22 protein-coding genes are annotated in these 23,259 nt (G+C 62.8%); 10 read left to right on the top strand and 12 right to left on the bottom strand.

Annotation, left to right across the window (positions count from 1 at the left end; all coding sequences use genetic code 11):
- Nucleotides 1-8: 8 nt before the first annotated feature.
- A complete protein-coding gene (locus LOY53_RS19485; protein WP_258703152.1) occupies nt 9-1,070 on the top strand; it encodes an AraC family transcriptional regulator in 1,062 nt (353 codons plus the stop codon).
- Here the strand turns inward: LOY53_RS19485 and LOY53_RS19480 are convergent.
- A complete protein-coding gene (locus LOY53_RS19480) occupies nt 1,027-2,481 on the bottom strand; it encodes a TrkH family potassium uptake protein (protein ID WP_027593111.1) in 1,455 nt (484 codons plus the stop codon). The genes LOY53_RS19485 and LOY53_RS19480 overlap by 44 nt on opposite strands.
- A gap of 102 nt (nt 2,482-2,583) precedes the next feature.
- Between LOY53_RS19480 and LOY53_RS19475 the strand changes: the two genes are divergently transcribed.
- Nucleotides 2,584-3,141 (top strand): NAD(P)H nitroreductase, encoded by a 558-nt coding sequence (locus LOY53_RS19475; RefSeq protein ID WP_099454989.1) that lies wholly within the window; start codon nt 2,584-2,586, stop codon nt 3,139-3,141.
- A gap of 102 nt (nt 3,142-3,243) precedes the next feature.
- On the opposite strand, the gene LOY53_RS19470 is transcribed toward LOY53_RS19475, so the two are convergent.
- The 5 genes from LOY53_RS19470 to LOY53_RS19450 all read right to left on the bottom strand — a co-directional run bounded on the left by LOY53_RS19470 (nt 3,244) and on the right by LOY53_RS19450 (nt 7,076).
- Nucleotides 3,244-4,581, bottom strand: coding sequence for a HAMP domain-containing sensor histidine kinase (locus LOY53_RS19470; RefSeq protein WP_258703151.1), 1,338 nt, complete (start codon nt 4,579-4,581; stop codon nt 3,244-3,246).
- Nucleotides 4,582-4,641: 60 nt separating this feature from the next.
- The gene (locus LOY53_RS19465; protein WP_027593108.1) at nt 4,642-5,058 is read right to left on the bottom strand and encodes a Spy/CpxP family protein refolding chaperone; all 417 of its coding nucleotides are present in this window, start codon (nt 5,056-5,058) and stop codon (nt 4,642-4,644) included.
- Nucleotides 5,059-5,297: 239 nt separating this feature from the next.
- Nucleotides 5,298-5,975 (bottom strand): response regulator transcription factor, encoded by a 678-nt coding sequence (locus tag LOY53_RS19460; RefSeq protein WP_027593107.1) that lies wholly within the window; start codon nt 5,973-5,975, stop codon nt 5,298-5,300.
- A 206-nt stretch (nt 5,976-6,181) separates the two neighbouring features.
- Nucleotides 6,182-6,481 (bottom strand): YciI family protein, encoded by a 300-nt coding sequence (locus LOY53_RS19455; protein WP_027593106.1) that lies wholly within the window; start codon nt 6,479-6,481, stop codon nt 6,182-6,184.
- A gap of 1 nt (nt 6,482) precedes the next feature.
- A complete protein-coding gene (locus tag LOY53_RS19450; protein WP_027593105.1) occupies nt 6,483-7,076 on the bottom strand; it encodes a septation protein A in 594 nt (197 codons plus the stop codon).
- Between the two features lie 67 nt (nt 7,077-7,143).
- Between LOY53_RS19450 and LOY53_RS19445 the strand changes: the two genes are divergently transcribed.
- From LOY53_RS19445 to LOY53_RS19420, 6 genes are all read left to right on the top strand, one after another.
- On the top strand, nt 7,144-8,004 hold the full coding sequence (locus LOY53_RS19445; RefSeq protein WP_099430134.1) for a PHP domain-containing protein: 861 nt from the start codon (nt 7,144-7,146) through the stop codon (nt 8,002-8,004).
- Nucleotides 8,005-8,017: 13 nt separating this feature from the next.
- Nucleotides 8,018-8,647, top strand: coding sequence for an L-threonylcarbamoyladenylate synthase (locus LOY53_RS19440; protein ID WP_252827449.1), 630 nt, complete (start codon nt 8,018-8,020; stop codon nt 8,645-8,647).
- Nucleotides 8,648-8,772: 125 nt separating this feature from the next.
- Nucleotides 8,773-9,498, top strand: coding sequence for a ScpA family protein (locus LOY53_RS19435; RefSeq protein ID WP_186681975.1), 726 nt, complete (start codon nt 8,773-8,775; stop codon nt 9,496-9,498).
- Nucleotides 9,485-10,264, top strand: a complete 780-nt coding sequence (scpB, locus tag LOY53_RS19430) for an SMC-Scp complex subunit ScpB (protein ID WP_252825332.1) — start codon at nt 9,485-9,487, stop codon at nt 10,262-10,264. The genes LOY53_RS19435 and scpB overlap by 14 nt, the downstream gene beginning before the upstream one ends.
- A gap of 268 nt (nt 10,265-10,532) precedes the next feature.
- Complete coding sequence (gene rluB, locus LOY53_RS19425; protein ID WP_027593100.1) at nt 10,533-11,633, top strand: 23S rRNA pseudouridine(2605) synthase RluB; 1,101 nt, start codon at nt 10,533-10,535, stop codon at nt 11,631-11,633.
- Between the two features lie 681 nt (nt 11,634-12,314).
- A complete protein-coding gene (locus LOY53_RS19420) occupies nt 12,315-13,733 on the top strand; it encodes an amino acid permease (protein WP_172961377.1) in 1,419 nt (472 codons plus the stop codon).
- Nucleotides 13,734-13,852: 119 nt separating this feature from the next.
- Here LOY53_RS19420 and LOY53_RS19415 read toward each other — a convergent pair whose 3' ends face one another.
- A complete protein-coding gene (locus LOY53_RS19415; RefSeq protein ID WP_027593098.1) occupies nt 13,853-14,737 on the bottom strand; it encodes a LysR substrate-binding domain-containing protein in 885 nt (294 codons plus the stop codon).
- A gap of 151 nt (nt 14,738-14,888) precedes the next feature.
- On the opposite strand from LOY53_RS19415, the gene LOY53_RS19410 reads away from it, so the two are divergent.
- The gene (locus tag LOY53_RS19410) at nt 14,889-17,909 is read left to right on the top strand and encodes an FAD-binding and (Fe-S)-binding domain-containing protein (protein WP_238215477.1); all 3,021 of its coding nucleotides are present in this window, start codon (nt 14,889-14,891) and stop codon (nt 17,907-17,909) included.
- Between the two features lie 59 nt (nt 17,910-17,968).
- Here the strand turns inward: LOY53_RS19410 and LOY53_RS19405 are convergent, their stop codons facing one another.
- From LOY53_RS19405 to phhA, 4 genes are all read right to left on the bottom strand, one after another.
- Complete coding sequence (locus LOY53_RS19405; RefSeq protein WP_252825328.1) at nt 17,969-19,168, bottom strand: MFS transporter; 1,200 nt, start codon at nt 19,166-19,168, stop codon at nt 17,969-17,971.
- Between the two features lie 95 nt (nt 19,169-19,263).
- Nucleotides 19,264-19,392 carry a hypothetical protein gene (locus LOY53_RS19400; RefSeq protein WP_256214942.1) on the bottom strand — a complete coding sequence of 43 codons (129 nt, stop codon included), beginning with the start codon at nt 19,390-19,392 and terminating at the stop codon, nt 19,264-19,266.
- 189 nt (nt 19,393-19,581) lie between these two features.
- A complete protein-coding gene (locus LOY53_RS19395) occupies nt 19,582-19,938 on the bottom strand; it encodes a 4a-hydroxytetrahydrobiopterin dehydratase (RefSeq protein ID WP_027593094.1) in 357 nt (118 codons plus the stop codon).
- Between the two features lie 37 nt (nt 19,939-19,975).
- Complete coding sequence (gene phhA / locus LOY53_RS19390; protein ID WP_027593093.1) at nt 19,976-20,764, bottom strand: phenylalanine 4-monooxygenase; 789 nt, start codon at nt 20,762-20,764, stop codon at nt 19,976-19,978.
- Nucleotides 20,765-21,020: 256 nt separating this feature from the next.
- Here phhA and LOY53_RS19385 point away from each other — a divergent pair, with 256 nt between their 5' ends.
- Nucleotides 21,021-22,580: a sigma-54-dependent transcriptional regulator gene (locus LOY53_RS19385; RefSeq protein WP_252825326.1), complete on the top strand. Its 1,560-nt coding sequence runs from the start codon at nt 21,021-21,023 to the stop codon at nt 22,578-22,580.
- A gap of 72 nt (nt 22,581-22,652) precedes the next feature.
- Here LOY53_RS19385 and LOY53_RS19380 read toward each other — a convergent pair whose 3' ends face one another.
- Nucleotides 22,653-22,907 carry a DUF2790 domain-containing protein gene (locus tag LOY53_RS19380; protein WP_252825325.1) on the bottom strand — a complete coding sequence of 85 codons (255 nt, stop codon included), beginning with the start codon at nt 22,905-22,907 and terminating at the stop codon, nt 22,653-22,655.
- Nucleotides 22,908-23,259: the final 352 nt, after the last annotated feature.

The following is a 23,259-nucleotide window of genomic DNA, read 5'->3' as shown; positions in this document are numbered from 1 at the left end:
AGCCTGTCATGAGTGAAAGAACCACGTCAGCCAGCTGGGCATCAGGGATCGTCAAGGCACTCGAGCTGGAAGGGCTCGATTGCCCAGCCATGTTCAAGCAACTCGGGCTCGACTTCGCCGCCCTCGACGACCCCGACGCGCGTTTCCCCCAAGACTCCATGACCCGGCTCTGGCAGCTGGCGGTGGAACTGTCGGGCAACGAAGCCATCGGCCTGAATATGGCGCGGGTAGTGCGCCCGGCTTCGTTCCATGTGGTGGGCTATGCGTTGATGTCCAGCCGCACCCTGGCCGAAGGCTTCGAGCGGCTGGTGCGTTACCAGCGCATCATTGCCGAAAGCTCCGACTTGAGCTTCCGCCTCGGCACTGAGGGCTATTCGCTGATTCTGACCGTGCATGGCGACCATCTGCCACCGACCCGGCACAGCGCCGAAGCGTCGTTGGCGTGCGCGCTGTCGTTGTGCACCTGGCTCAGCGGGCGCGTCATCCAGCCGCGCCGGGTACTGGTGCAGGGGCCGCAGCCGAAGAATATCGAACCCTACAAGGTCGCCTTCCATTCACCGTTGGTATTCGATGCACCGCATGATGCGCTGGTGTTCGAACGTGCCGACATGGAAGCACCGCTGCCGACAGCCAACGAGGCCATGGCCATATTGCACGACCGTTTTGCCGGTGAGTACCTGGCGCGCTTCTCGGAAAGCCGGGTCACCCACCGGGTGCGCCAGGTACTGTGCCGCATCCTGCCCCAGGGCGAGCCCAAGCGTGAAACCCTGGCCCAGGCCCTGCACCTGTCTCAGCGGACCTTGCAGCGGCGCCTGCAAGAGGAGGGCACCAGCTTCCAGACGTTGCTCGACGATACCCGCCGTGAGCTGGCCGAGCAGTACCTGGCCCAGCCCGGCATGACCCTGCTGGAAACCGCCTACCTGCTGGGTTTCGCCGACCCGAGCAATTTCTACCGGGCGTTCCGCCGCTGGTTCGATGCCACCCCCAGCGAATACCGCGCCCGCCTGGGCGCGGAGCCTGAAGGGGTCAGTGACGCCAGAACGCCGGCATGCACAACACTAGCACCGTGATGATCTCCAGCCGACCGAGCAGCATGCCGCCGGCGAGAATCCACTTGGCGGCGTCCGGCAGCGTCGCATAGTTGCCGGCTGGGCCGATCACTTCGCCCAGCCCCGGGCCTACGCCCGACACGGTGCCGGCAGCACCGGTCAACGCGGTCATCCAGTCCACGCCCAGCAGCGACAGCAGCAACGCCATCACGCAGATGGTGATCGCGAAAAAGAACGAGAACGTCAGGATCGAGCGCACGATTTCTTCGTCGAGGCGGTGCCCGTTGTACTTCTGCTTGATCACTGCGCGCGGGTGGATCAACTGGTTAAGGCTGGCCTTGAGCAGGATGTAGGCGACCTGGAAGCGGAAGATCTTGATCCCGCCTGCGGTCGAGCCGGAGCAGCCGCCGACGAAGCCCAGGTAGAAGAACAGCATCAGCGAGAAATTGCCCCACAGGCTGTAGTCGCCCAAGGCGAAGCCGGTGGTGGTGACCACCGAGGTCACGTTCAGCGCCACGTGGCGCAAGGCATCTAGCCAGTGCAGCTTGGTGGTGGCCCAATACCAGGTACCCAGCACGAGCCAGGTGACCACCAACATGCCGAGCAAGCCCTGAACCTGCTGGTCGCGGATCAACGCCCGGCGGTTGCCGCGCAGGGTGGCCACATACAAGGTGAAGGGCAGGCTGCCGAGGATCATCACCACCACCGCGACCCAATGCACAGCGGGGATATCCCATTTCGCCAACGACTGGTCGGAGGTCGAGAAGCCCCCGGTGGAAATCGCCGACATGGCGTGGTTGATGGCATCGAACGGCCGCATGCCGGCCCACCAGAAGGCCAGCGCGCCGAGCACGGAGAAACCGACGTACACGCCGACGATCGACTTGGCGACCATGTGTGAACGCGGCATGACCTTTTCGGAGCGGTCCGAGGACTCGGTCTGGAACAGGCGCATGCCACCAATGCGCAGCAGCGGCAGGATCGCCACGGCCATGGCGATAAAGCCGATGCCGCCGAGCCAGTGCAGCATCGAGCGCCACATCAGGATCCCCGGCGACATGCTGTCCAGGCCGCTGAGCACCGTGGCGCCAGTCGCGGTGATGCCCGACATGCTCTCGAAGAAGGCGTCGGTGTAACTGATGTGTTGCGTCAACAGGAACGGCAAGGCCGCGAACACGCACACCACCAGCCAGCTGCTGACGGTTAGCAGGTACATGTCGCGCGGGCGCAGGTGCACGTGCTCGGGCCGGCCCTGCACGACCATGAGCAGGCCGGCGATGAAGGTGATCAGGCTGGACCAGAGGAACGACGGCATGTCGCCAGTGCGCTCGAAGATCACCAGGGTCGCCATGGGCACGACCATGCTGACGGCCAGGGTGATCAGGAAGATGCCGATGATGAAACCAATGATCCTTAAGGTCGGCAACGCCATGTGATCTGCTCTGACTCTGAACGGAAGGGCGCCATTCTACCTATGGGTCTGGTGATGTAAACGCTAGAATGGCCGCACATTCACCTGCCAGGAGGGTAGCCGATGGAGGCTCTCGACGCATTGCTCAACCGTGTTTCCGTGCCACGTCTGACCGACCCCGCGCCAAATGATGCCCAGCGTGAGGCATTGTTCCAGGCTGCATTGCGTGCACCGGACCACGGCCAGCTGCGCCCGTGGCGGTTCCTGACCATCGAAGGCCAGGGCCGCGAGAAGCTGGGCGAGCTGTTCGCCGAAGCGGTCCAGCACAAGGGCGATGCCAGCCAGGCAGCGCTGGACAAGGCACGTGCCATGCCGCTGCGTGCGCCGTTGCTGATTGTGGTGATCGCCAAGCTGCAGGATCATTTCAAGGTGCCCAAGTCCGAGCAGCGCCTGGCGGCCGGGTGTGCGGCCCACGGTATTCTGATCGCGGCGCATGCCCAGGGTGTCGGTGCGGTGTGGCGTACCGGTGACATGGCGTTCGATGCGCATGTGCACAAAGGGCTGGGGTTGGCTGAGAATGAGGAGTTGATCGGTTACCTGTATGTCGGCACGCCGGTAAACGAGCCGCGTACAGCGCCGGTGCTGGACACTGCTGATTTTGTCAGTGCCTGGGGCGAGTAAGCGCTGAGAGGGTTGGGGCCGCTTTGCGGCCCATTCGCAGCACAAGGCTGCTCCTACAAGGGTGACGCGATCCTCTGTAGGTGCAGCCTTGTGCTGTGAATGTCAACTAGCAGCCTGTGTCACAGGCAACTCCAGCCGTGCCACAAACCCCCCTTGCGGATGGTTCGCCAGCACCAGGCTGCCGCCATGGCGCTCGGCCGCCTTGCGCGCAATCGCCAGCCCCAGTCCATGCCCAGCCGCTTGCTGCCCCGGGGCCCGGAAGAACGGCTCACCCAGCTGTGCCAGGTGCTCTGGCGCCACCCCTGGCCCATGGTCACGCACGCTCAACACAATGCGGCCCTGCTCACGCTCGGCGCTGACTTCGATCGGCTGCCCGGCCGGGTTGAAGCGCAAGGCATTGCGCAGCAGGTTGTCGACGGCGCGCTCGATCAAGGTTGGCCAACCCTGCAAGGTCAGCCCAGGTTGCGCCTGCAGGCGTACTTCCTGCTCCGGCGCGCTGAGCAACGCATCCTTGCGCACCCCGCCCAGCAGGGCGTTGAGGTCGACCGGCTCGGCATGCGCCTGCTCGGCATCGACACGGGCCAGGGCAAGGATTTCGCTGATCAGGTCTTCCAGCCGGTCGCATTCGCGGGTCAGGCGCGGCCACAGCGCCTGGCGCTGCTCGGGCTCCGCGCGTTCGGCCAAGGCCAGGGCGATACGCAGCCTAGCCAGCGGTGAGCGCAGTTCATGGGAGACGTCGCGTAGCAACTGGCGCTGGCTGCCGATGGTGCTCTGCAGGCGGGCACCCATCTTGTTGAAGTCGTTGGCCAAGACCCCGAACTCGTCGCGCCGGGCGGCCAGGCGCGCTAGGCTGTTCTGTTGGTAGCTGGTCTGGCCGAGGTCGTGTACTGCGCTGCGCAGGCGGCTCAAGGGGCGGGTGATGGACAAGGTCACCAACAGGCTGAACAAGGTCAGGACCACCAGGGCGATGCCCAGTGCACTGAGCGGCCAGAGCAGGCTCTCGCGGTGCCACGCGTCCAGCTCGGGGTGCGGGATCCGGTAAATCAGCAGGTACGTCTCACCGCTGTAGGGGCTGGTGTATTCCTCGGTCAGGCGCCGCCATGGCAAGCGCCGCTCGTCATTGTGCTGGCGCGCCTCGAAGGCCGCCGCGCGGCGCGGGAAGGTGCCGGGCACCACAGCCTCGCCGCTGTCGTCGAGCACTTGCACATCGATCTTGAAGCGCTGCTTGCGGCGTTCGAGGAACTGCTGCGCCGAGGCCGTGCCTTCCTGTTCGTAGTGCTTGGCCCAGTGGCTGGCGAGGGTGTTGAGGCCCGGGTGGCGGCTGAGGATCCAGGCGTCCTGGTTGAGCATGTGGCCCAACAGGATCGACAGCCCGGCAACCAGGGTAATGGCCAGCCAGAAACTGGCCAGGATGCGCCAGAACAGTGAACGCAAGTGCACCTCCTGCAAACGGGAAAAGCCCGGCCCGCAGGGGTGCGGGCCGGGCGTCGGGCGGTTAGCTTACTGGGCCTTGGCGGCTTTTTCAGCCTTCCAGGCCTGGAACGCTTGCCATTCGGCTTTCTTTGCAGCTCGCTCTTTCTGCAGTTCGTCGAACTGCTTTTGTTGCTCAGGCTTGAGCAGGGCGCGGACCTGGCTGTCGGTCTTGTCATGGCTTGCCTTGAGTTCATCCTGCATGGCCTTCTGGTCGGCGGCCGGCAGCTTGGACAGGTAGCGCTCAGTGATGTCGCGGCGTTGCTTCATCTGCTCGCCCATCAGCTTGCCGATCTGCTGACGCTGGTCGCGGCTCAGGTCCAGTTGGGCGAAAGGCGCATCACCGCGATGATGCGGGCCGTCGTGACGCGGGCCGCCTTCAGGCATGGCCATGGCCACGGTCGGCAGGGCGGCGGCGAACATCAGGGCGATAAGGGTCTTGCGCATGGTGTCTCTCCTTTCATAGGCCGGTGGTTACCGGATGAGCACAGTCTACGCAGCTCACCGTCAAGGGCGGTCAGGGGAGGGTAAAGGCTGGGTAAAGATGGCGGCTGAGATTTTGGGGCCGCTGCGCAGCCCATCGCCGGCAAGCCAGCTCCCACATGAGCAGTGCAGTGTTCAAGGGCCGCGCTATCGCTGTAGGAGCTGGCTTGCCGGCGATGGGCTGCGCAGCGGCCCCAACGATCTCACAAGCTGTAGTAATAGCCCCGGCTACGCAACGCAACGATGCGCGGGCGGCCATCGGCATGGGGCCCGATTTTCTTGCGCAGGTTGCTGACGTGCATGTCCAGGCTGCGGTCATACAGGGTCAGCTTGCGGCCAAGACCAATCTGCGCCAGTTCCTGCTTGTCCAGCGGCTCACCGGGCTGGCGCAGCAGGGCTTCGAGGATGCGGCTTTCGGACAGGGTCAGGGTCATCTCGCGGCCATCGATGCTGGCCACGCCCCGTGCCGGGCTGTAGATCAGGTCGCCGATCTCTACCTGGGTGGTGGTGGCTGCCGGGTGGCTGCGGCGCAACACGGCGCGCAGGCGGGCAGTGAGCTCGCGGGGGTCGCAGGGTTTGGCCAGGTAATCGTCGGCGCCCAGCTCGAGGCCAAGGATGCGGTCCAGCGGCTCGCCGCGGGCCGACAGCATCAGCACCGGCAGCTCGGCATGGTCATTGCGCAGCTGTTTGAGCAGCTCCAGGCCGCTGCCGTCAGGCAGCATCACATCCAGCACCACCGCCGCTGGCGCATGCGCGGCCAGGGCCTGACGTGCGCTCAGGCCATCGTGGCAGGCACGTACAGAAAAACCTTCCTGGGTCAGCCAGCTGCCGAGCAGCTCGCACAGCTCCTGGTCATCATCAATCAGTAACAGCTCACTCATGACTCACTCAACTCAACCATCGACGGCGTCATATTGGTCCGCCAGTGGCAAAGATACCGCAGACTGATGGCAAGTGTGTAACCAGCAGCACCGCGTGGCCTGCTTTCGCGGCCAAGCTCGCGCCTGCAGGTTTGCGCAAAGCGCGAAGCTTGCGCTGTCCCTGCGGGAGCGGGCTTGCCCGCGAAAGCAGGCCGCACGGCCTTGAATCAAGGCAGAACTTGCTTGAATGGCTTGACGATGACGCTGTCGTACACGCCCGCGGCAATGTACGGATCGGCATCGGCCCAGGCCTGTGCAGCGGCCAGGGAATCAAACTCAGCCACGATCAGGCTGCCGCTGAAACCGGCTTCACCTGGGTCATTGCTGTCGATGGCAGGGTGTGGGCCGGCCAGCACCACGCGGCCTTCGGCCTTGAGTTGCTGCAGGCGCTCGATGTGCGCAGGGCGGGCAGCCAGGCGCTTTTCCAGGGAGTTCGCGACGTCGCTGGCGATGATGGCGTAGAGCATGTCAATCCTTGGGTTTGGAGGTAGAAGGGTCGTCGTGCAGGTGACGCGACAGGTAGACACCTTGGGCTACCAGGAAGATCACGGTCATGCCCAGGCTGCCGAACACCTTGAAATCGACCCAAAAGGCCTGGAAGGTGAAGGCGACGAACAGGTTGGCCGCGCCGCAGACCAGGAAGAAGCAGATCCAGGCCAGGTTCAGGCGGGTCCAGATGGCATCGGGCAGGGTCAGGGCGTGGCCCATGATGCGCTTGATCAGCACCCGGTCACCGATGAAGTGGCTGCCGGCGAACGCCAGGGCGAACAACCAGTTGACCACCGGCGCTTTCCATTTGAGGAAGGTTTCGCTGTGGAAGGTCAGGGTCAGGCCGCCGAACACCAGGCAGGCGACCAGGGTCAGCCATTGGCCTTTTTCCAGCTTGCGCTGGCGCAGGAACAGGGCACCGTACACCACCAGGGAACTGGCGATGAGCATGGCCGTGGCACTGTAGATACCGCCGAATTCGAAGCTGTGGCCGGCGACCTCCATGGGCCGCGGGTCGAGCTTGTAGACGATGAAGAACAGCAGCAACGGGATGAAATCGATGAATTGTTTCACAATGGCAGCCAGAATCGGGATGTGACGGCATAATAACAAACATCGATTCCAGCGGTAGCGCTCCTCCATGAATGTTGATCTGCACTGTCACAGCACGGCCTCCGACGGCGCCCTGTCGCCCACGGTCCTGGTCGCCCGGGCCCATGAGCACGGGGTGCAAACGCTGGCACTGACCGACCATGACACCCTCGAAGGGCTCGTCGAAGCACGTCAGGCCTGCCACGCGCACGGCATGCACTGGGTCAGCGGGGTAGAGCTGTCGTGCACTTGGGGTGGGGCAACCATCCATGTGCTGGGCTATGACTTCCCGCTCGACGCACCGCCCTTGCTCGACGCCATCGAGGCGTTGCACCGTGGCCGCTGGCTGCGCGCGGAGGAAATCGACAAACGGCTGGCGGCCAAGGGCATGCCGGGTGCGCTCGACGGTGCCAGGGCCGTGCAACAAGAACTCGGCGACAGCGGCAACGCCCCAGCGCGCCCGCACTTCGCCGAGTTTCTGGTGCGCGCAGGGCACGTCAAGGACCGCGGCGAGGCCTTCCGCAAGTGGCTGGGCGCCGGCAAGCTCGGCGACGTCAAGCAACATTGGCCGACCCTGGACGAAACCGTGGCGACCCTTCGCCAGTCCAACGCTTGGGTGAGCCTGGCCCATCCGATGCATTACGATCTGACCCGCAGCAAGCGCAGACGGCTGATTGCCGACTATATTCAGGCAGGCGGGCAAGCGCTTGAGGTGGTCAATGGGATGATGCCCGCCGAGCAGGTGGGCACGATGTCCATCCTCACCCGTGAGTTCGGCCTGCTGGCAAGCGCTGGCAGTGACTTCCACGGCCCCGGCACCTGGGGAGAGATCGGTGCCTACCGGCCTTTGCCCGAGGACCTGCCACCTCTGTGGCGCCGATTCAGCCATGAACAGCCTATGGCGGTATGAACAGGACGACTATGTGAGCCAATTTTTCCAGATACATGCGGAAAACCCGCAAGCGCGCCTGATCAAACAGGCCGTCGATATCATTCGCAAGGGCGGTGTGGTGGTCTATCCCACCGACTCGGCCTATGCATTGGGCTGCCAGATCGGTGACAAGAACGCCATCGAACGGGTCCGCCGTCTGCGCCAGTTGGACAAGCAACACAATTTCACCCTGTTGTGCTGCGACCTGTCGCAAATGGGCCTGTTTGCCAAGATCGATACCTCCACGTTCCGTCTGCTCAAAGCGCACATTCCGGGGCCCTATACCTTTATCCTCAATGCCACCCGGGAAGTGCCGAGGCTTCTGATGCACGAGAAGCGCCGCACCATTGGCCTGCGCGTGCCGTCCAACCCTATCGTCCTGGCGCTGCTGGAGGAGCTGGGCGAGCCGTTGATGAGTGTGAGCCTGATCTTGCCCGGCGATGAAGAACCCATGACGGACCCCTACGAGATCCGTCAACGCCTGGAGCACCATGTCGACCTGATCATCGATGGCGGCTTCGGGGACCTCAAGGCATCCACGGTGATCGACCTGACGGGCGATGAGCCTGCATTGATCCGCGAAGGCTGCGGCGACCCGACCCCGTTCCTGGTCAACGCGTGAGCCAGGTGGAAGCGCCCGAGGCGCCGGCCGAGGAGGTCGAGTCGCCTCAACAGTTGCAACTGGCCCTGGTCTACGGCGAAGCCCTGACCGAGATGCCGGTGGACTTGTACATCCCGCCGGACGCCCTGGAAGTCATTCTTGAAGCGTTCGAAGGGCCGCTGGACTTACTGCTTTACCTGATCCGCAAACAGAACATCGACATCCTCGACATCCCCGTGGCAGAGATCACTCGTCAGTACATGGGGTATGTCGAGCTGATGAAAAGCGTGCGCCTGGAGCTGGCTGCCGAATACCTGGTCATGGCTGCAATGCTGGCCGAGATCAAATCGCGCATGCTGTTGCCGCGTTCCACCGAGGTCGAGGAAGAAGAGGGCGACCCGCGCGCCGAGCTGATCCGCCGCTTGCAGGAATACGAGCGCTTCAAGGCGGCGGCAGAAGGTATCGATGCGTTGCCACGGGTGGGCCGCGACATTGTCGTGCCACGCCTGGAGGCCCCCCAGGCCAAGGTGCGCAAGCTGCTGCCCCAGGTCAGCCTGGAAGAGCTGTTGGTCTCGATGGCCGACGTCATGCGCCGCAATGACCTGTTCGAGAGCCACCAGATCACCCGTGAGACGCTGTCGACCCGCGAGCGCATGAGCCAGGTGCTCGACCGCCTCAAGGGCGGCGCCTTTGTGCCCTTTGTCGAGCTGTTTGCGGCTGAAGAGGGCAAACTGGGGGTGGTGGTGACGTTCATGGCGATTCTTGAGCTGGTGAAGGAATCGCTGATCGAACTGGTGCAGAATGAGGCTTTCGCCGCGATCCACGTGCGGCTTCGCGCCGAGTTTGTTGAAGAACCTGATGAACCTGAATGAACCCCGCGACCTGGCGTCGCTGATCGAAGCCTTTCTGCTTGCCTCGGGCAAACCGCAGTCCCTTGAGCGCCTGTACGAGTTGTTCGAAGAGGCGGAGCGCCCGGAGCCCAAGGTGTTCAAGAAGGCTCTGGAAGTACTCGGCAAGTCGTGCAACGGCCGCGCCTTCGAACTCAAGGAAGTGGCCACCGGCTATCGCCTGCAGATCCGCGAAGACTTTGCCCCTTGGGTCGGGCGCCTATGGGAGGAGCGGCCGCAGCGCTATTCCCGTGCGCTGCTCGAGACCATGGCGCTGATCGCTTACCGCCAGCCCATCACCCGTGGCGAAATCGAAGACGTGCGCGGTGTGGCGGTGAACAGCAACATCATCAAGACCCTGATGGAGCGCGAGTGGATCCGCATCGTCGGCTACCGCGAAGTGCCGGGCCGGCCGGCGATGTTCGCCACCACCAAGGCCTTTCTCGACCACTTCAACCTCAAGAGCCTTGAGGAACTGCCGGCGTTGGCCGAGTTGCGCGAGATGGAGCCCGAACCCTTGCTCGACCCCGATGACGCGCCGGTGCCTGCGCACCTTCAGGCGTTGGCTGATGCAAGCCTGGGGGATGAGGCTGAAGCCGAGGCGCCGAAGGATGAGACCAGCTTCCGCACCTTGCTGGTGGAATTGGATGCGATGGAAGAAGGGTTGAAGACCGACTTCGATGATTTGCGCGAGCAGGACGTGGTAGAGCCAGAGCCTTCGGTTGAGGGTGAAGACCCGGTACAGCCCTGAGCCTTTTACCACCATTGCCGGCCTCTTCGCGGGCAAGCCCGCTCCCACAGGTAAGTAGCAAGCTTCAGGCATTCTGTGTGGGAGCGGGCTTGCCCCGCGAAGAGGCCGGCACTGCCAACGCCAAACCATTGGGCAGAAAACCCATCCAGCCCCCACAAAACCCACTACGCTCCAGTGCGTTCCCGACACGAACCGCGTATGATGCGCGGCCCTTTGGCGCGTTCGTCGCCAAGACCCCTTTTTCATTCCTACACCGGGAGGTGCCCAGATGAGTGAGCAAGACCTGCAAAATACCGAAATTACCCCTCCATCCGGCGAAAAGCTGCAGAAAGTGCTGGCGCGCATTGGCGTCGGTTCGCGCCGTGACGTCGAGGCCTGGATCAGCCAGGGCCGGATCAAGGTCAATGGCGTTGCCGCCACCCTCGGCCAGCGCGTCGACCTGCACGATGCCATCGCTGTCGACGGCAAGCTGATCAAGCGCGAGGAAGCCGCCGAGGCCACCCGCCGCGTGATCATGTACAACAAGCCCGACGGCGAGATCTGCACCCGTGACGACCCGGAAGGCCGCCCGACGGTGTTCGACCGCCTGCCGCGCCCGAAAGAAGGCCGCTGGATCAACATCGGCCGCCTGGACATCAACACCACCGGCCTGTTGCTGTTCACCACCGACGGTGAATTGGCCAACCGCCTGATGCACCCGTCCTACGAGATGGACCGTGAATACGCAGTGCGTGTACGGGGTGAGGTCGACGACGAGATGATCGAGCGCCTGAAGGCGGGCGTGATGCTCGAAGACGGCCCGGCCAAATTCACCGACATCCAGAAGGCCCCGGGCGGCGAAGGCTTCAACCATTGGTACCACTGCGTGGTGATGGAAGGCCGTAACCGCGAAGTACGTCGCCTGTGGGAGTCCCAGGGCATGGTGGTCAGCCGCCTGAAGCGCGTGCGTTTTGGCCCGGTGTTCCTCAACTCCGACCTGCCGATGGGCCGCTGGCGCGAAATGACCCAGGGCGAAATCGACATCCTGGCCGCCGAAGTGGGCCTGCAGCCGGTTGCGCTGCCGACCTTGAACCTCAAAGCCAAGGACAAGATGGAGCGCATGCAGCGCAAGTCGAGCCGTCCGATGGGGCGTGGCGAGCGCGTGCGTAACCTGCGCCCGGCCAGCGATGCGACGGCTGGCGAGCGCCCAGCGCGTCAGCCGCGTGACACCGCCGCCGAGCGCCCAGCGCGCCCGTCGCGTGACGAAGCACCACGCAAAGGCAACCGTGGCAGCACGGTGGCCGAGCGCCCGAGCGAGATGCGCAAGCGTACCGGCAAGCCAGAGGGCGACAAGCCGGCAGGCCGTGGCCGCGGCAAGCCGCGCGGTTGATCCGCAGCGCAAGATAAAGAACCAGCCTTCGGGCTGGTTTTTTTTCGCCTCCACCCAACCCTAATGAAGCGCAGACCTGTAGGCGCTGGCTTGCCTGCGATGGGGCGCGAGCGGCCCCAACTTATTGATCAGTCACCCTTTTTCTGACGAGTGGAAAGCTGGCAAACCACCCTGTAACGTTTTTTATACAAAATTACCCCTTTCTGGCCATCGAATGCGTATTTTCCTACATCTGTAAACAGAACTTGCCGCGCCCACCTTGCCAGTACTCCCCCTCTGCCATGCATGCCTATTGCCCAAACCCCCGCCGCACGCTGATATAGCAGGCATTGCCGTGTGCAAAAGCCCGCCCACAGAGGTGTGCTGACAAAACAACAAATGGAGGCGCCATGTACGCCGATCACTCCGCCTTTCAAGGCTCACACCACAGGATCGCTGCGTTTTTTCCCGAGGAAATGACGCAACGCGTTGACGCCTGCGCGCTTGCAGGGGTATACAGTGCGCCGCGTTTTACCTGTGACCCTCTTGCGTACCGCGCACTCTTGATCACACCCGGCTGAACCGCCTCGGCGGCGCCCGCGTTCAAGAAACCCAAGGTAACCACCTTGCCCATTCCGCTGCGCCACGAGCGCGGTGGGTCCGATTTCGTCACAGATAAAAACAATGCAGGTGACTTCGTTCATGAGTGGACAAAACATGCATTCAGGCGAGCTAAAGCGGGGCCTGAAGAACCGCCACATCCAGTTGATCGCTCTCGGTGGTGCGATTGGTACGGGTCTGTTCCTCGGCTCGGCAGGCGTGATGAAATCCGCCGGCCCGTCGATGATCCTTGGCTACGCCATCTGCGGCTTCATCGCCTTCATGATCATGCGCCAGTTGGGCGAGATGATCGTCGAAGAGCCGGTGGCCGGTTCGTTCAGCCACTTTGCCCACAAATACTGGGGCGGTTTCGCAGGCTTCATGTCGGGCTGGAACTGCTGGGTGCTGTACATCCTGGTGGGCATGTCGGAACTGACGGCGGTCGGCAAGTACATCCACTACTGGTGGCCAGAGATCCCCACCTGGGTCACGGCGGCGGGCTTCTTCCTGCTGATCAACTTCATCAACCTGATGAACGTGAAAGTATTCGGTGAGGCCGAGTTCTGGTTTGCGATCATCAAGGTCGTGGCCATCGTCGGCATGATCGGCCTGGGTGCCTACCTGCTGACCAGCGGCAGCGGTGGCCCGGAGGCGTCGGTGACCAACTTGTGGGCACACGGCGGGTTCTTCCCGCATGGTGTCAGCGGCCTGGTCATGGCCCTGGCGTTCATCATGTTCTCCTTCGGTGGCCTGGAGATGCTCGGTTTTACCGCAGCCGAGGCCGACAAACCGAAAACCGTGATCCCCAAGGCTATCAACCAGGTCATCTACCGCATCCTGATCTTCTACATCGGCGCGTTGGTCGTGCTGTTGTCGCTGACCCCATGGGACAACCTGGTCGCCAGTATCGACGCGTCCGGCGGCAGCTACGGCAGCAGCCCGTTCGTGCAGGTGTTCTCCCTGCTGGGCAGCGATGTGGCCGCCCACCTGCTGAACTTCGTGGTCCTGACCGCAGCACTGTCGGTGTACAACAGCGGCACCTACTGCAACGCCCGCATGCTGCTGGGCATGGCCGAGCAGGGTGATGCCCCGGCGGCCCTCGCCAAGGTCGACAAGCGCGGTGTGCCGGTGCGTTCGATCCTGGTCTCGGCGGCGGTGACCCTGATTGCCGTGCTGCTCAACTACTTCATCCCGCAGAATGCGCTGGAGTTGCTGATGTCGTTGGTCGTGGCGACCCTGGTGATCAACTGGGCGATGATCAGCTACTCGCACCTGAAGTTCCGTCAGCACCTGAACCGCACCGGCCAGAAGCCGCTGTTCAAGGCGCTGTGGTACCCCTACGGCAACTACATCTGCCTGGCTTTCGTGGTGCTGATCCTGGGCATCATGCTGCAGATCCCGGGTATCCAGATCTCGGTGTATGCGATCCCGGTGTGGGTGGTGGTGATGTTCCTCTTCTACCTCATCAAGCCTAAGCGTGACGCGCAGGCTAACGGGGCCGCCGGTACTGTGGCCAAGTAATCGCCATAGGTGGCAAGAAAAACCCGATGCCAGGTGACTGGCATCGGGTTTTTTCGGTTACGCGCCCCTTGTAGGAGCAGCCTTGTGCTGCGAAGAGGCCAGTGCTGCCAGCACAAAACTCAGATCTGCTCCAGCAACCAACTGCGAAACGCCCGCAACGACGGCAGCGCTTCGTTGCGTGGCGGATAGATCAGGTAATAGCTGCGTTGGCTGGCAAACGCCTCGCCAGGGCTGAACAGCTCGCCCTTGGCCAGTTCCTCTTCCACCAATATCCGCGGCACCAGGCCGATGCCGATGCCGGCCCGTACCGCCTGGATCAAATGCGACGTCAGCTCGAAACTCGGCCCCAGGCGCATCGCCCGGTGCGGCAGGCTGTGGTGCGAGAACCACTCGCCCCAGGCATGCGGGTTGTTGGCGACGTTCAGCAGCACTTCTTCGCTGACCCGGGCGGGGCTCCAGCCATGCGCGTCGGCGCCTGCCTCTGGCGGCAGAATCACCAGCAACTCTTCGGCGTGCAGGCGGTGGCAGATCAGCCCCGGCAGGTCGTGGCTCGCCACGCCGATCGCCGCATCGATCTCGCTGGTGTCGAAGTTGATCGCTTCGATCCGTGAATGGATATGCACCAGCATGCCCGGGTGGGCGCTGTAGAACGCATGCAGCCGCGGCAGCAGCCATTTCGAGCCGAAGGTGGGCAGGGTGGCCAGGCGCAGCGTGCCAACACCCGATTGGTAGGCCAGCGCCTGCAAGGTGGCGCTGCGGATGCGCCCCAAGGCTTCGCTCAGCTCGCGCTGATACAGCCGGCCGACGTCGGTCAGCTGCACCTGGCGCCCTTCACGGCGGAACAGCGTCAGCCCCAATTGCTGCTCCAGTGCCTGCACCTGGCGGCTGACAGCGCTTTGGGTCAACGACAGTTCGGCGGCGGCGCGGGTATAGCTTTCATGCCGGGCGGCAGCCTCGAACGCCAGCAGCAGCGACATGGACGGTGTCAGGTGGCGGTAATTCATTCATAAAAGTCATCGATAGCGGCAGGATTATCCGTTTGCCCTTGGCGCGAAACTACAGGAACATTGGCCTATTCGTCATCTGGTGTGAAATAACCCATGCCGGCATGACAGGTTTTCCGTGAATTAGCCCATATCAAGAGGCCATCCGTCGATGATCGCCCAGCTGCCGACCAGTGCACCGACCGCCAACTACCCCGAATTCCTCGAGGCCCTGCGTAACAGCGGCTTCCGTGGCCAGATCAGTGCCGATTACGCCACCCGTACCGTGCTGGCCACCGACAACTCGATTTACCAGCGCCTGCCCCAGGCAGCGGTGTTCCCGCGTGACGCCGATGACGTCGCGCGGGTCGCCACGCTGATGGCCGAGGCGCGCTTTGCCCAGGTCAAACTGACCCCGCGTGGCGGCGGCACCGGCACCAACGGTCAGTCGCTGACCGATGGCATCGTCGTCGACCTGTCGCGGCACATGAACACCATCCTCGAAATCAACGCCGAGGAGCGTTGGGTGCGGGTCCAGGCCGGTGTGGTCAAGGATCAGCTCAATGCCGCGCTCAAGCCCCACGGGCTGTTCTTCGCCCCTGAGCTGTCCACCTCCAACCGCGCCACCGTCGGCGGCATGATCAACACCGATGCCAGCGGCCAGGGCAGCTGCACCTACGGCAAGACCCGCGATCACGTGCTCGAACTGCACAGCGTGCTGCTCGGGGGTGAGCGCCTGCACAGCCTGCCCATCGATGACGCTGCGCTGGCGCAGGCCTGTGAAGCGCCTGGTCGGGTTGGCGAGGTCTACCGTGTGGCCCGCGAGATCCAGGAAACCCAGGCCGAGCTGATCGAAAGCACTTTCCCCAAGCTCAACCGCTGCCTGACGGGTTACGACCTGGCACACCTGCGCGATGAACAGGGGCGCTTCAACCTCAACAGCGTGCTGTGCGGCGCCGAAGGTTCGCTGGGTTACGTGGTCGAAGCCAAGCTCAATGTGCTGCCGATCCCGAAATACGCGGTACTGGTCAACGTCCGCTACACCAGCTTCATGGACGCGCTGCGTGACGCCAATGCGCTGATGGCGCACAAGCCGCTGTCGATCGAAACGGTCGACTCCAAAGTGCTGATGCTGGCCATGAAGGACATCGTCTGGCACAGCGTCGCCGAGTACTTCCCGGCCGACCCCGAGCGCCCGACCCTGGGTATCAACCTGGTGGAGTTCTGCGGCGATCAGCCGGACGAGGTCAATGCACGGGTGCAGGCGTTCATCCAGCACCTGCAAAACGACACCAGCGTCGAGCGCCTGGGCCACACCCTGGCCGAGGGCGCCGAGGCGGTCACTCGCGTTTACACCATGCGCAAACGCTCGGTGGGCCTGCTGGGCAACGTCGAGGGTGAGGTGCGCCCGCAGCCGTTCGTGGAAGACACCGCAGTACCACCGGAGCAGTTGGCTGACTACATCGCCGACTTCCGCGCACTGCTGGATGGCTACGGCCTGGCCTATGGCATGTTTGGCCACGTCGATGCCGGTGTACTGCACGTGCGCCCGGCGCTGGACATGAAAGACCCGGCCCAGGCCGCGCTGGTCAAGCCGATCTCTGATGCCGTGGCGGCGCTGACCAAAAGCTACGGCGGCCTGCTGTGGGGTGAGCACGGCAAGGGCCTGCGATCAGAATACGTGCCCGAATATTTTGGCGAACTGTACCCGGCGCTGCAGCGCCTGAAAGGCGCTTTCGACCCGCGCAACCAGCTCAACCCCGGCAAGATCTGCACCCCACCCGACAGCGCCGAAGGCCTGACCCGGGTCGATGGCGTGACCCTGCGCGGTGACCTCGACCGCACCATCGACGAGCGTGTCTGGCAGGACTTCAGCAGCGCTGTGCACTGTAACGGCAATGGCGCCTGCTACAACTACGACCCCAACGATGCCATGTGCCCGTCGTGGAAGGCCACCCGTGAGCGTCAGCATTCGCCCAAGGGCCGTGCTTCGTTGATGCGTGAGTGGCTGCGTTTGCAAGGCGCGGCGGATATCGATGTGCTGGCGGCCGCGCGTAACAAGGTGTCCTGGCTCAAGGGCCTGCCGGCACGGCTGCGCAATAACCGCGGGCGTGATCAAGGGCAGGCGGACTTCTCTCACGAGGTTTACGACGCCATGGCCGGTTGCTTGGCGTGCAAGTCCTGCGCGGGGCAGTGCCCGATCAAGGTCAACGTGCCGGACTTCCGCTCGCGTTTCCTCGAGCTGTACCACGGCCGCTACCAGCGCCCGCTGCGGGATTACCTGATCGGTTCGCTGGAGTTCACCATCCCATACCTGGCGCATGCGCCGGGGCTGTATAACGCGGTGATGGGCTCAAAGTGGGTGAGCAAGCTGCTGGCGGACAAGGTCGGCATGGTCGACAGCCCGCTGATCAGCCGTTTCAACTTCCAGGCGACCCTGACCCGCTGCCGCGTTGGCGTGGCCAGCGTGCCAGCGCTGCGCGAGCTGACCCCGGCCCAGCGTGAGCGCAGCATCGTGCTGGTGCAGGATGCCTTCACCCGCTACTTCGAGACGCCGCTGCTGGCCGCGTTCATCGACCTGGCGCACCGCCTTGGCCACCGGGTGTTCCTGGCGCCGTACAGTGCCAACGGCAAACCGCTGCACGTGCAAGGCTTCCTTGGCGCGTTCGCCAAGGCGGCGATCCGTAATGGCACCCAGCTCAAGGCCCTGGCCGACTGTGGTGTGCCGCTGGTGGGGTTGGACCCGGCGATGACCTTGGTCTATCGCCAGGAGTACCAGAAAGTGCCAGGCCTGGAAGACTGCCCGAAGGTGCTGTTGCCGCAGGAATGGTTGATGGATGCATTACCCGAGCAAGCGGCGGCCAATGCTGGCAGCTTCCGCCTGATGGCGCACTGCACTGAGAAGACCAACGTGCCGGCCAGTACTCGGCAATGGGAGCAAGTGTTTGCCCGCCTGGGCTTGAAGCTGGTGACCGAGGCTACGGGTTGCTGTGGCATGTCCGGTACTTATGGGCATGAAGCGCGAAACCAGGAGACCTCGCGGACCATCTTCGAGCAGTCCTGGGCGACCAAGCTGGACAAGCAAGACGAACCGCTGGCGACGGGGTATTCGTGCCGTAGCCAGGTCAAGCGCATGACCGAGCGGCAGATGCGCCATCCGCTGGAAGTGGTGTTGCAGTACGCGCAGCGTTAAACCTCCACCGGCCTCTTCGCGGGCTTGCCCGCGAAGAGGCCGGTACAGGCACTGCATAATCAGGACCGCTGCAGGGTATCCCGAGCCCGGCGCGCCTGCCTGTACAGGTAAAGGCTCAACACCAGCCCGCACGCTGCAGCTCCCGCTGCAAACAAGAACATCGAAGCAAACCCGAACCCCGCTGCCACTGCGCCCACCAGCGGGCCGGTAATCCCCAGTGACAAATCGATGAACAGCGAATACGCCCCAACCGCAGCGCCGCGGTTGGCCGCCGACACCTGGTTCACCGCTTCCACGCCCAGCGCCGGGAACACCAGCGAAAAACCAAACCCGCTCAGTGCCGCCCCTGCCAATGCCAGTTCGGCACTGGGGGCCAGCCACAGCATCAACAGCCCCACGGTCTCCACCGAAAGGCAGGCGATCGCCACGCGAAAACCACCGATGCGATTGATCAGGTTGCCGAACAACAAGCGGGCACTGATGAAGCTGGCGCCAAACAGGCTCAAGGTCAGTGCGGCATTCGGCCAGTCGCGGCTGGCGTAGTACAAGGTGATGAACGTGGCGATGGTGCCAAAGCCGATCGAGCCCAAGGCCAGGCCTGAACCATGCGGGAATACCTTGCCCAATACACTCAGGAATGGCAGGCGCACGCCGCTGACGATGGGCGCCGCGCGCTTGGGCCAGGCCAGCAGAAGGCCGGCTGCGCACAGCAGCATGATGCTTACGCCCATGCTCCATAACCCCAGTGACTTGACCATCAGCACCCCCAGCGGCGCGCCAATGGCCAGTGCGCCATAGCTGGCAATGCCGTTCCAGGAGATGACCTTGGCGGTATTCTCGGCGCCTACCCGGCCGATGCCCCAGCCGATCGCGCCTGAGCCCACCAGGCTTTCGGCGCTGCCTAGCACCAGGCGGCCGATCAGCAGGCAGCTCAGGCTTAGCCAGGGCAGGTGGGTGAGGAAGGCGCAAGCCAGCATGAATACGCCGCTGAGCCCACAACCGGCCAGGCCATACATCACCGCCTGCTTGCTGCCGAGGTTGTCGATGATGCGGCTGGCCGTCGGGCGGCTGAGCAACGTGGCGAGGTATTGCACGCTGATCACCAGGCCAGCGACCACGGCGCTGAAGCCCAGGTCGTTATGCACATAGCTGGGCAATACGGCCAGGGGGATGCCGATGTTCAGGTAGCCGATAAAGGTGAAGAGGACGATGGAGACGACTTGCAGGGTGACCGCAAGAGGGCGCGGTGAGTGGGGCATGGGGGCCTTCGTGGCAGAGTTCTGGACGGTGTGAAAACGTGATGACGGGGGTGGCCCGCAGGTCAGCCGTTTTCACACAGTCGGGGGATGCGCAGTTATTCCTGGTCAGCGCTGGATTGATCGTCACCATCCTGATCGACGGCAGGCGTCGGCTCGGCATGGACGGTAACGGTTTGCTCTTCTGGGTTCAGGCTTGGGAAGGGAAGATTCGGGATTTCATGCATCTCGTCGTTCCTCGCAAGTGTGAGTGAAAAGGCTGCGCCAGGCGCGTGTGGGGCTTTAAAAAGCTGGGGCAGGATACAGCAGTCTGGATGACAGTTTGAAATTTTTCCCGTTCGTTTGTCGGTTTTACGGGCGAATAGCGGACATTTGCCTTACAAAAAACGGGGCCATTGCGGCCCCGTTTTCGCTTGTTACTTACGGCCTTCGGCCGTCTCGGCGACCTTGTCGGTGCGCGCGCACATGATGAAGTCGTTGCGGTGCAGGCCTTTGATCGAGTGGCTCCACCAGGTCACGGTGACCTTGCCCCACTCGGTCAGCAGGCCGGGGTGGTGGCCTTCGGCTTCAGCGATTTCACCCACGGCGTTGGTGAAGTCCAGGGCGTGCTTGAAGTTCTTGAACTTGAACACGCGCTCTAGCTCCATGTGGCCGTCACGCACTTCGATGTTCCAGTCCGGGATTTCGCGAATCAGCTCGGCCAACTCTTCGTCACTGACTTTCGGGGCGTCGGCGCGGCAGGCTTCGCAGTGGGCTTGGTTCAAGGCATTCATGGTGTCTTTTCCAGTTCGAGTTGTTATCAGGGTGGCTTCAGGCAGCAACCTTGGGTGGAAACTTGGGGGTGTGCAGGCCCAGCTGCATGGCCTGCTGCACCATGCCCATGATGTCTTCATGGGCCAGGTCGAACAGGCGCTTGAGGTTCGGCAGCACGAAGTACAGCGGCTGCAGAATGTCGATACGGTACGGCGTGCGCATCGCCTCGATCGGGTCGAACGCTTGATGTTCCGGTTCGTTCGACAGACTGTAGACCGTTTCTTTCGGCGAGGAGAGGATGCCGCCGCCATAGATCTTGCGACCTTGCGGGGTCTCCATCAGGCCGAACTCGATGGTCATCCAGTACAGGCGCGCCAGGTAAACGCGCTGTTCCTTGGTCGCAGCCAAGCCGAGCTTGCCGTAGGTGTGGGTGAATTCGGCGAAATACGGGTTGGTCAGCAGCGGGCAGTGGCCGAAGATCTCGTGGAAGATGTCGGGCTCTTGCAGGTAGTCGAGCTCTTCCGGCGTGCGGATGAAGGTGGCGACCGGGAAGCGCTTGCTGGCCAGCAGTTCGAAGAACGTCTGGAAGGGGATCAGCGCTGGCACCCTGGCAACCTGCCAGCCGGTGGTGGCACCCAAGACCTTGTTGACCTCGCCCAATTGCGGGATACGGTCGTGGGGCAGCTTCAACTGATCGATGCCGTCCAGGTATTCCTGGCAGGCACGGCCTTCGATGACTTTCAGCTGACGCGTGATCAGCGTGTTCCACACCGCATGCTCTTGCTGCGGGTAGTCGATAAAACCATGCGCATCGGGCTCGCGTGCCACGTATTGCGTCTGTTTCATGTGGCTCTCCTGGTGAGGGCTTTTCTTGTTATGTCCACGACATACCTAAGGAATATCCCCTCATTGGCCGATTTGCACGGGGGTAGGGGGGCCACCCCCGTCCAGGATCGGCCCTGGTTCGTAACGATAATTTTACAAAAAGGCGTAGGTGTCGGAAAATCCGGGGCAAAGGGCTGATGGTTTACCGGTTTTTGTCAGCTTATCTTTACGAATTTTCTGCGTCCGGTTGAAAAACTTCGGCGCTTCGAGAGCGTTCATGCGTATCAAAGTGCATTGCCAGAACCGCATCGGCATCCTTCGCGACATCCTCAACCTGTTGGTGGAGTACGGCATCAACGTGCTGCGTGGTGAGGTGGGCGGCGACCATGGCAACGCCATCTACTTGCACTGCCCGAACCTGATCAACCTGCAGTTTCAGGCGCTGCGGCCCAAGTTCGAAGCCATTGCCGGGGTGTTCGGCGTCAAGCGCGTCGGCTTGATGCCTAGCGAGCGCCGGCACATGGAGCTGAACGCGTTGCTGGGTGCGTTGGACTTTCCGGTGCTGTCGATCGACATGGGCGGCAGCATCGTCGCCGCCAACCGCACTGCGGCGCAGTTGCTCGGGGTGCGCGTCGACGAGGTGCCGGGCATGCCGCTGGCGCGTTATGTGGAAGACTTCGACCTGCCCGAGTTGGTGCGCGCCAACAAGTCGCGTATCAATGGCCTGCGGGTCAAGGTGAAAGGGGATGTGTTTCTCGCCGACATCGCCCCCTTGCAGTCCGAGCATGACGACAGCGAGGCGCTGGCCGGCGCGGTGCTGACCTTGCACCGCGCCGACCGTATCGGTGAGCGCATCTACAACGTGCGCAAGCAGGAGCTGCGCGGTTTTGACAGTATCTTCCAGAGCTCGCGGGTGATGGCGGCGGTGGTGCGCGAGGCACGGCGCATGGCGCCCTTGGATGCCCCTTTGCTGATCGAAGGGGAGACCGGCACCGGCAAGGAGTTGCTGGCACGTGCCTGCCACCTGGCCAGCCCGCGTGGGCAGTCGCCGCTCATGGCGCTCAACTGTGCGGGGTTGCCAGAGTCCATGGCCGAGACCGAGCTGTTCGGCTACGGGCCGGGTGCTTTCGAGGGCGCGCGGGCTGAGGGCAAGCTGGGCCTGTTGGAGCTGACGGCCGGCGGCACGCTGTTTCTTGATGGGGTAGGGGAGATGAGCCCGCGTTTGCAGGTGAAACTGCTGCGCTTTCTGCAGGACGGTTGCTTTCGCCGCGTAGGCAGTGATGAAGAGGTGTACCTGGATGTGCGGGTGATCTGCGCCACCCAGGTGGATTTGTCCGAGCTGTGCGCGCGCGGTGAGTTCCGCCAGGACCTGTACCACCGCCTCAACGTGCTGTCGCTGCACATTCCGCCATTGCGTGAGTGCATGGACGGGCTGGAAGGCTTGGTGCAGCACTTTCTCGACCAGGCCAGCCGGCAGATCGGCTGCGCCTTGCCACGGTTATTGCCGGCCGCGATGGATAAACTAAGCCAGTACCACTGGCCAGGCAACGTACGGCAACTGGAAAACGTATTGTTCCAGGCGGTTTCGTTATGTGAAGGCGGAGTAGTTAAAAGTGAACATATACGTTTGCCGGACTACGGTGTGCGGCAACCGTTGGGGGAGTTTTCATTGGAAGGGGACCTTTCACAGATTGTCGGCCGTTTTGAAAAAGCCGTGCTGGAAAGTTTGATGGGGGAATATACAAGTAGTCGTGCACTGGGCAAAAGATTGGGTGTTTCGCACACCACGATTGCCAATAAGTTGCGGGATTATGCGTTAGGCAAGTCAACTGAATAAAGCCAGCCGACGGGGTTTATTCGTTCGCGGGTAAACCCGCGAAGGGCCCCAGCGGGGCCCCAATCTCAAGGGTTAGCCGTTAGAGCAACCGTTCCCCATCACGCGGTATTCAAGAATGTGCTTTTGGCCCTGGGAGTCCTCGTAGGTCATGCGGGCGGGCACGACTTCACAGACGTTGGGCACTTCGCTCATGGAGATGACGCGGGCAATGTCCAAGTGCTGCGAGTAACTGTACTGTTCAACCGGAATCTGCTCGGCATCGTTTGCTTCGCCGGCCATGGCCGCGCCGCAAAGACTGCCAAGTACCAATGCCAGTAACGCTTTCATTTTCTATTTACCTGTCTAAGGTCGTGAGGGGGTGCGCGGCGCTTGTGGCGCCGCGAGGACTGCTAGTTTTAACGATCGGGATTTAGCGGGTGATTAACGCTTGCCTTCGTGGGGGCTGTTGCCAGAAGTTAATCGCCTTGCCGTTGTTGGCGAGATGAATTCTAGGGGGGTGGCAACCGCTGAAACAGTGGGACTTTTGATAAAGTGTTTTGACAGAATCTGTAACAATCACGCGAAAAAAACCGCGATTCTTTGTGCCCTGGGCTGCGAGCCGCGTGCTAGAGCGCTTTGCTCGTACGTCAGTACCAAAATCCGCGGCTTTACTACCAACGTCGAATGGCTTTTGCCGCTC

It is taken from the genome of Pseudomonas sp. B21-031, assembly GCF_024748985.1.
GTDB lineage: Bacteria > Pseudomonadota > Gammaproteobacteria > Pseudomonadales > Pseudomonadaceae > Aquipseudomonas > Aquipseudomonas kermanshahensis.
The sequence above is the reverse complement of the archived record's forward strand: the minus strand, read 5'-3'. Positions and strand labels throughout refer to the sequence as shown.

What these genes read in the sequence shown, in the direction of transcription:
- LOY53_RS19385 (WP_252825326.1), top strand. Translation starts at nt 21,021, where the DNA reads ATGCGTATCAAAGTGCATTGCCAGAACCGCATCGGCATCCTTCGCGAC.
- rluB (WP_027593100.1), top strand. Translation starts at nt 10,533, where the DNA reads ATGAGTGAGCAAGACCTGCAAAATACCGAAATTACCCCTCCATCCGGC.
- LOY53_RS19415 (WP_027593098.1), bottom strand. Translation starts at nt 14,737, where the DNA reads ATGAATTACCGCCACCTGACACCGTCCATGTCGCTGCTGCTGGCGTTC.
- LOY53_RS19455 (WP_027593106.1), bottom strand. Translation starts at nt 6,481, where the DNA reads ATGCTCTACGCCATCATCGCCAGCGACGTCGCGAACTCCCTGGAAAAG.
- LOY53_RS19380 (WP_252825325.1), bottom strand. Translation starts at nt 22,907, where the DNA reads ATGAAAGCGTTACTGGCATTGGTACTTGGCAGTCTTTGCGGCGCGGCC.
- scpB (WP_252825332.1), top strand. Translation starts at nt 9,485, where the DNA reads ATGAACCTGAATGAACCCCGCGACCTGGCGTCGCTGATCGAAGCCTTT.
- LOY53_RS19475 (WP_099454989.1), top strand. Translation starts at nt 2,584, where the DNA reads ATGGAGGCTCTCGACGCATTGCTCAACCGTGTTTCCGTGCCACGTCTG.
- LOY53_RS19405 (WP_252825328.1), bottom strand. Translation starts at nt 19,168, where the DNA reads ATGCCCCACTCACCGCGCCCTCTTGCGGTCACCCTGCAAGTCGTCTCC.
- LOY53_RS19480 (WP_027593111.1), bottom strand. Translation starts at nt 2,481, where the DNA reads ATGGCGTTGCCGACCTTAAGGATCATTGGTTTCATCATCGGCATCTTC.
- LOY53_RS19410 (WP_238215477.1), top strand. Translation starts at nt 14,889, where the DNA reads ATGATCGCCCAGCTGCCGACCAGTGCACCGACCGCCAACTACCCCGAA.
- LOY53_RS19485 (WP_258703152.1), top strand. Translation starts at nt 9, where the DNA reads ATGAGTGAAAGAACCACGTCAGCCAGCTGGGCATCAGGGATCGTCAAG.
- LOY53_RS19420 (WP_172961377.1), top strand. Translation starts at nt 12,315, where the DNA reads ATGAGTGGACAAAACATGCATTCAGGCGAGCTAAAGCGGGGCCTGAAG.
- LOY53_RS19395 (WP_027593094.1), bottom strand. Translation starts at nt 19,938, where the DNA reads ATGAATGCCTTGAACCAAGCCCACTGCGAAGCCTGCCGCGCCGACGCC.
- LOY53_RS19445 (WP_099430134.1), top strand. Translation starts at nt 7,144, where the DNA reads ATGAATGTTGATCTGCACTGTCACAGCACGGCCTCCGACGGCGCCCTG.
- LOY53_RS19400 (WP_256214942.1), bottom strand. Translation starts at nt 19,392, where the DNA reads ATGCATGAAATCCCGAATCTTCCCTTCCCAAGCCTGAACCCAGAAGAG.
- phhA (WP_027593093.1), bottom strand. Translation starts at nt 20,764, where the DNA reads ATGAAACAGACGCAATACGTGGCACGCGAGCCCGATGCGCATGGTTTT.
- LOY53_RS19465 (WP_027593108.1), bottom strand. Translation starts at nt 5,058, where the DNA reads ATGCGCAAGACCCTTATCGCCCTGATGTTCGCCGCCGCCCTGCCGACC.
- LOY53_RS19460 (WP_027593107.1), bottom strand. Translation starts at nt 5,975, where the DNA reads ATGAGTGAGCTGTTACTGATTGATGATGACCAGGAGCTGTGCGAGCTG.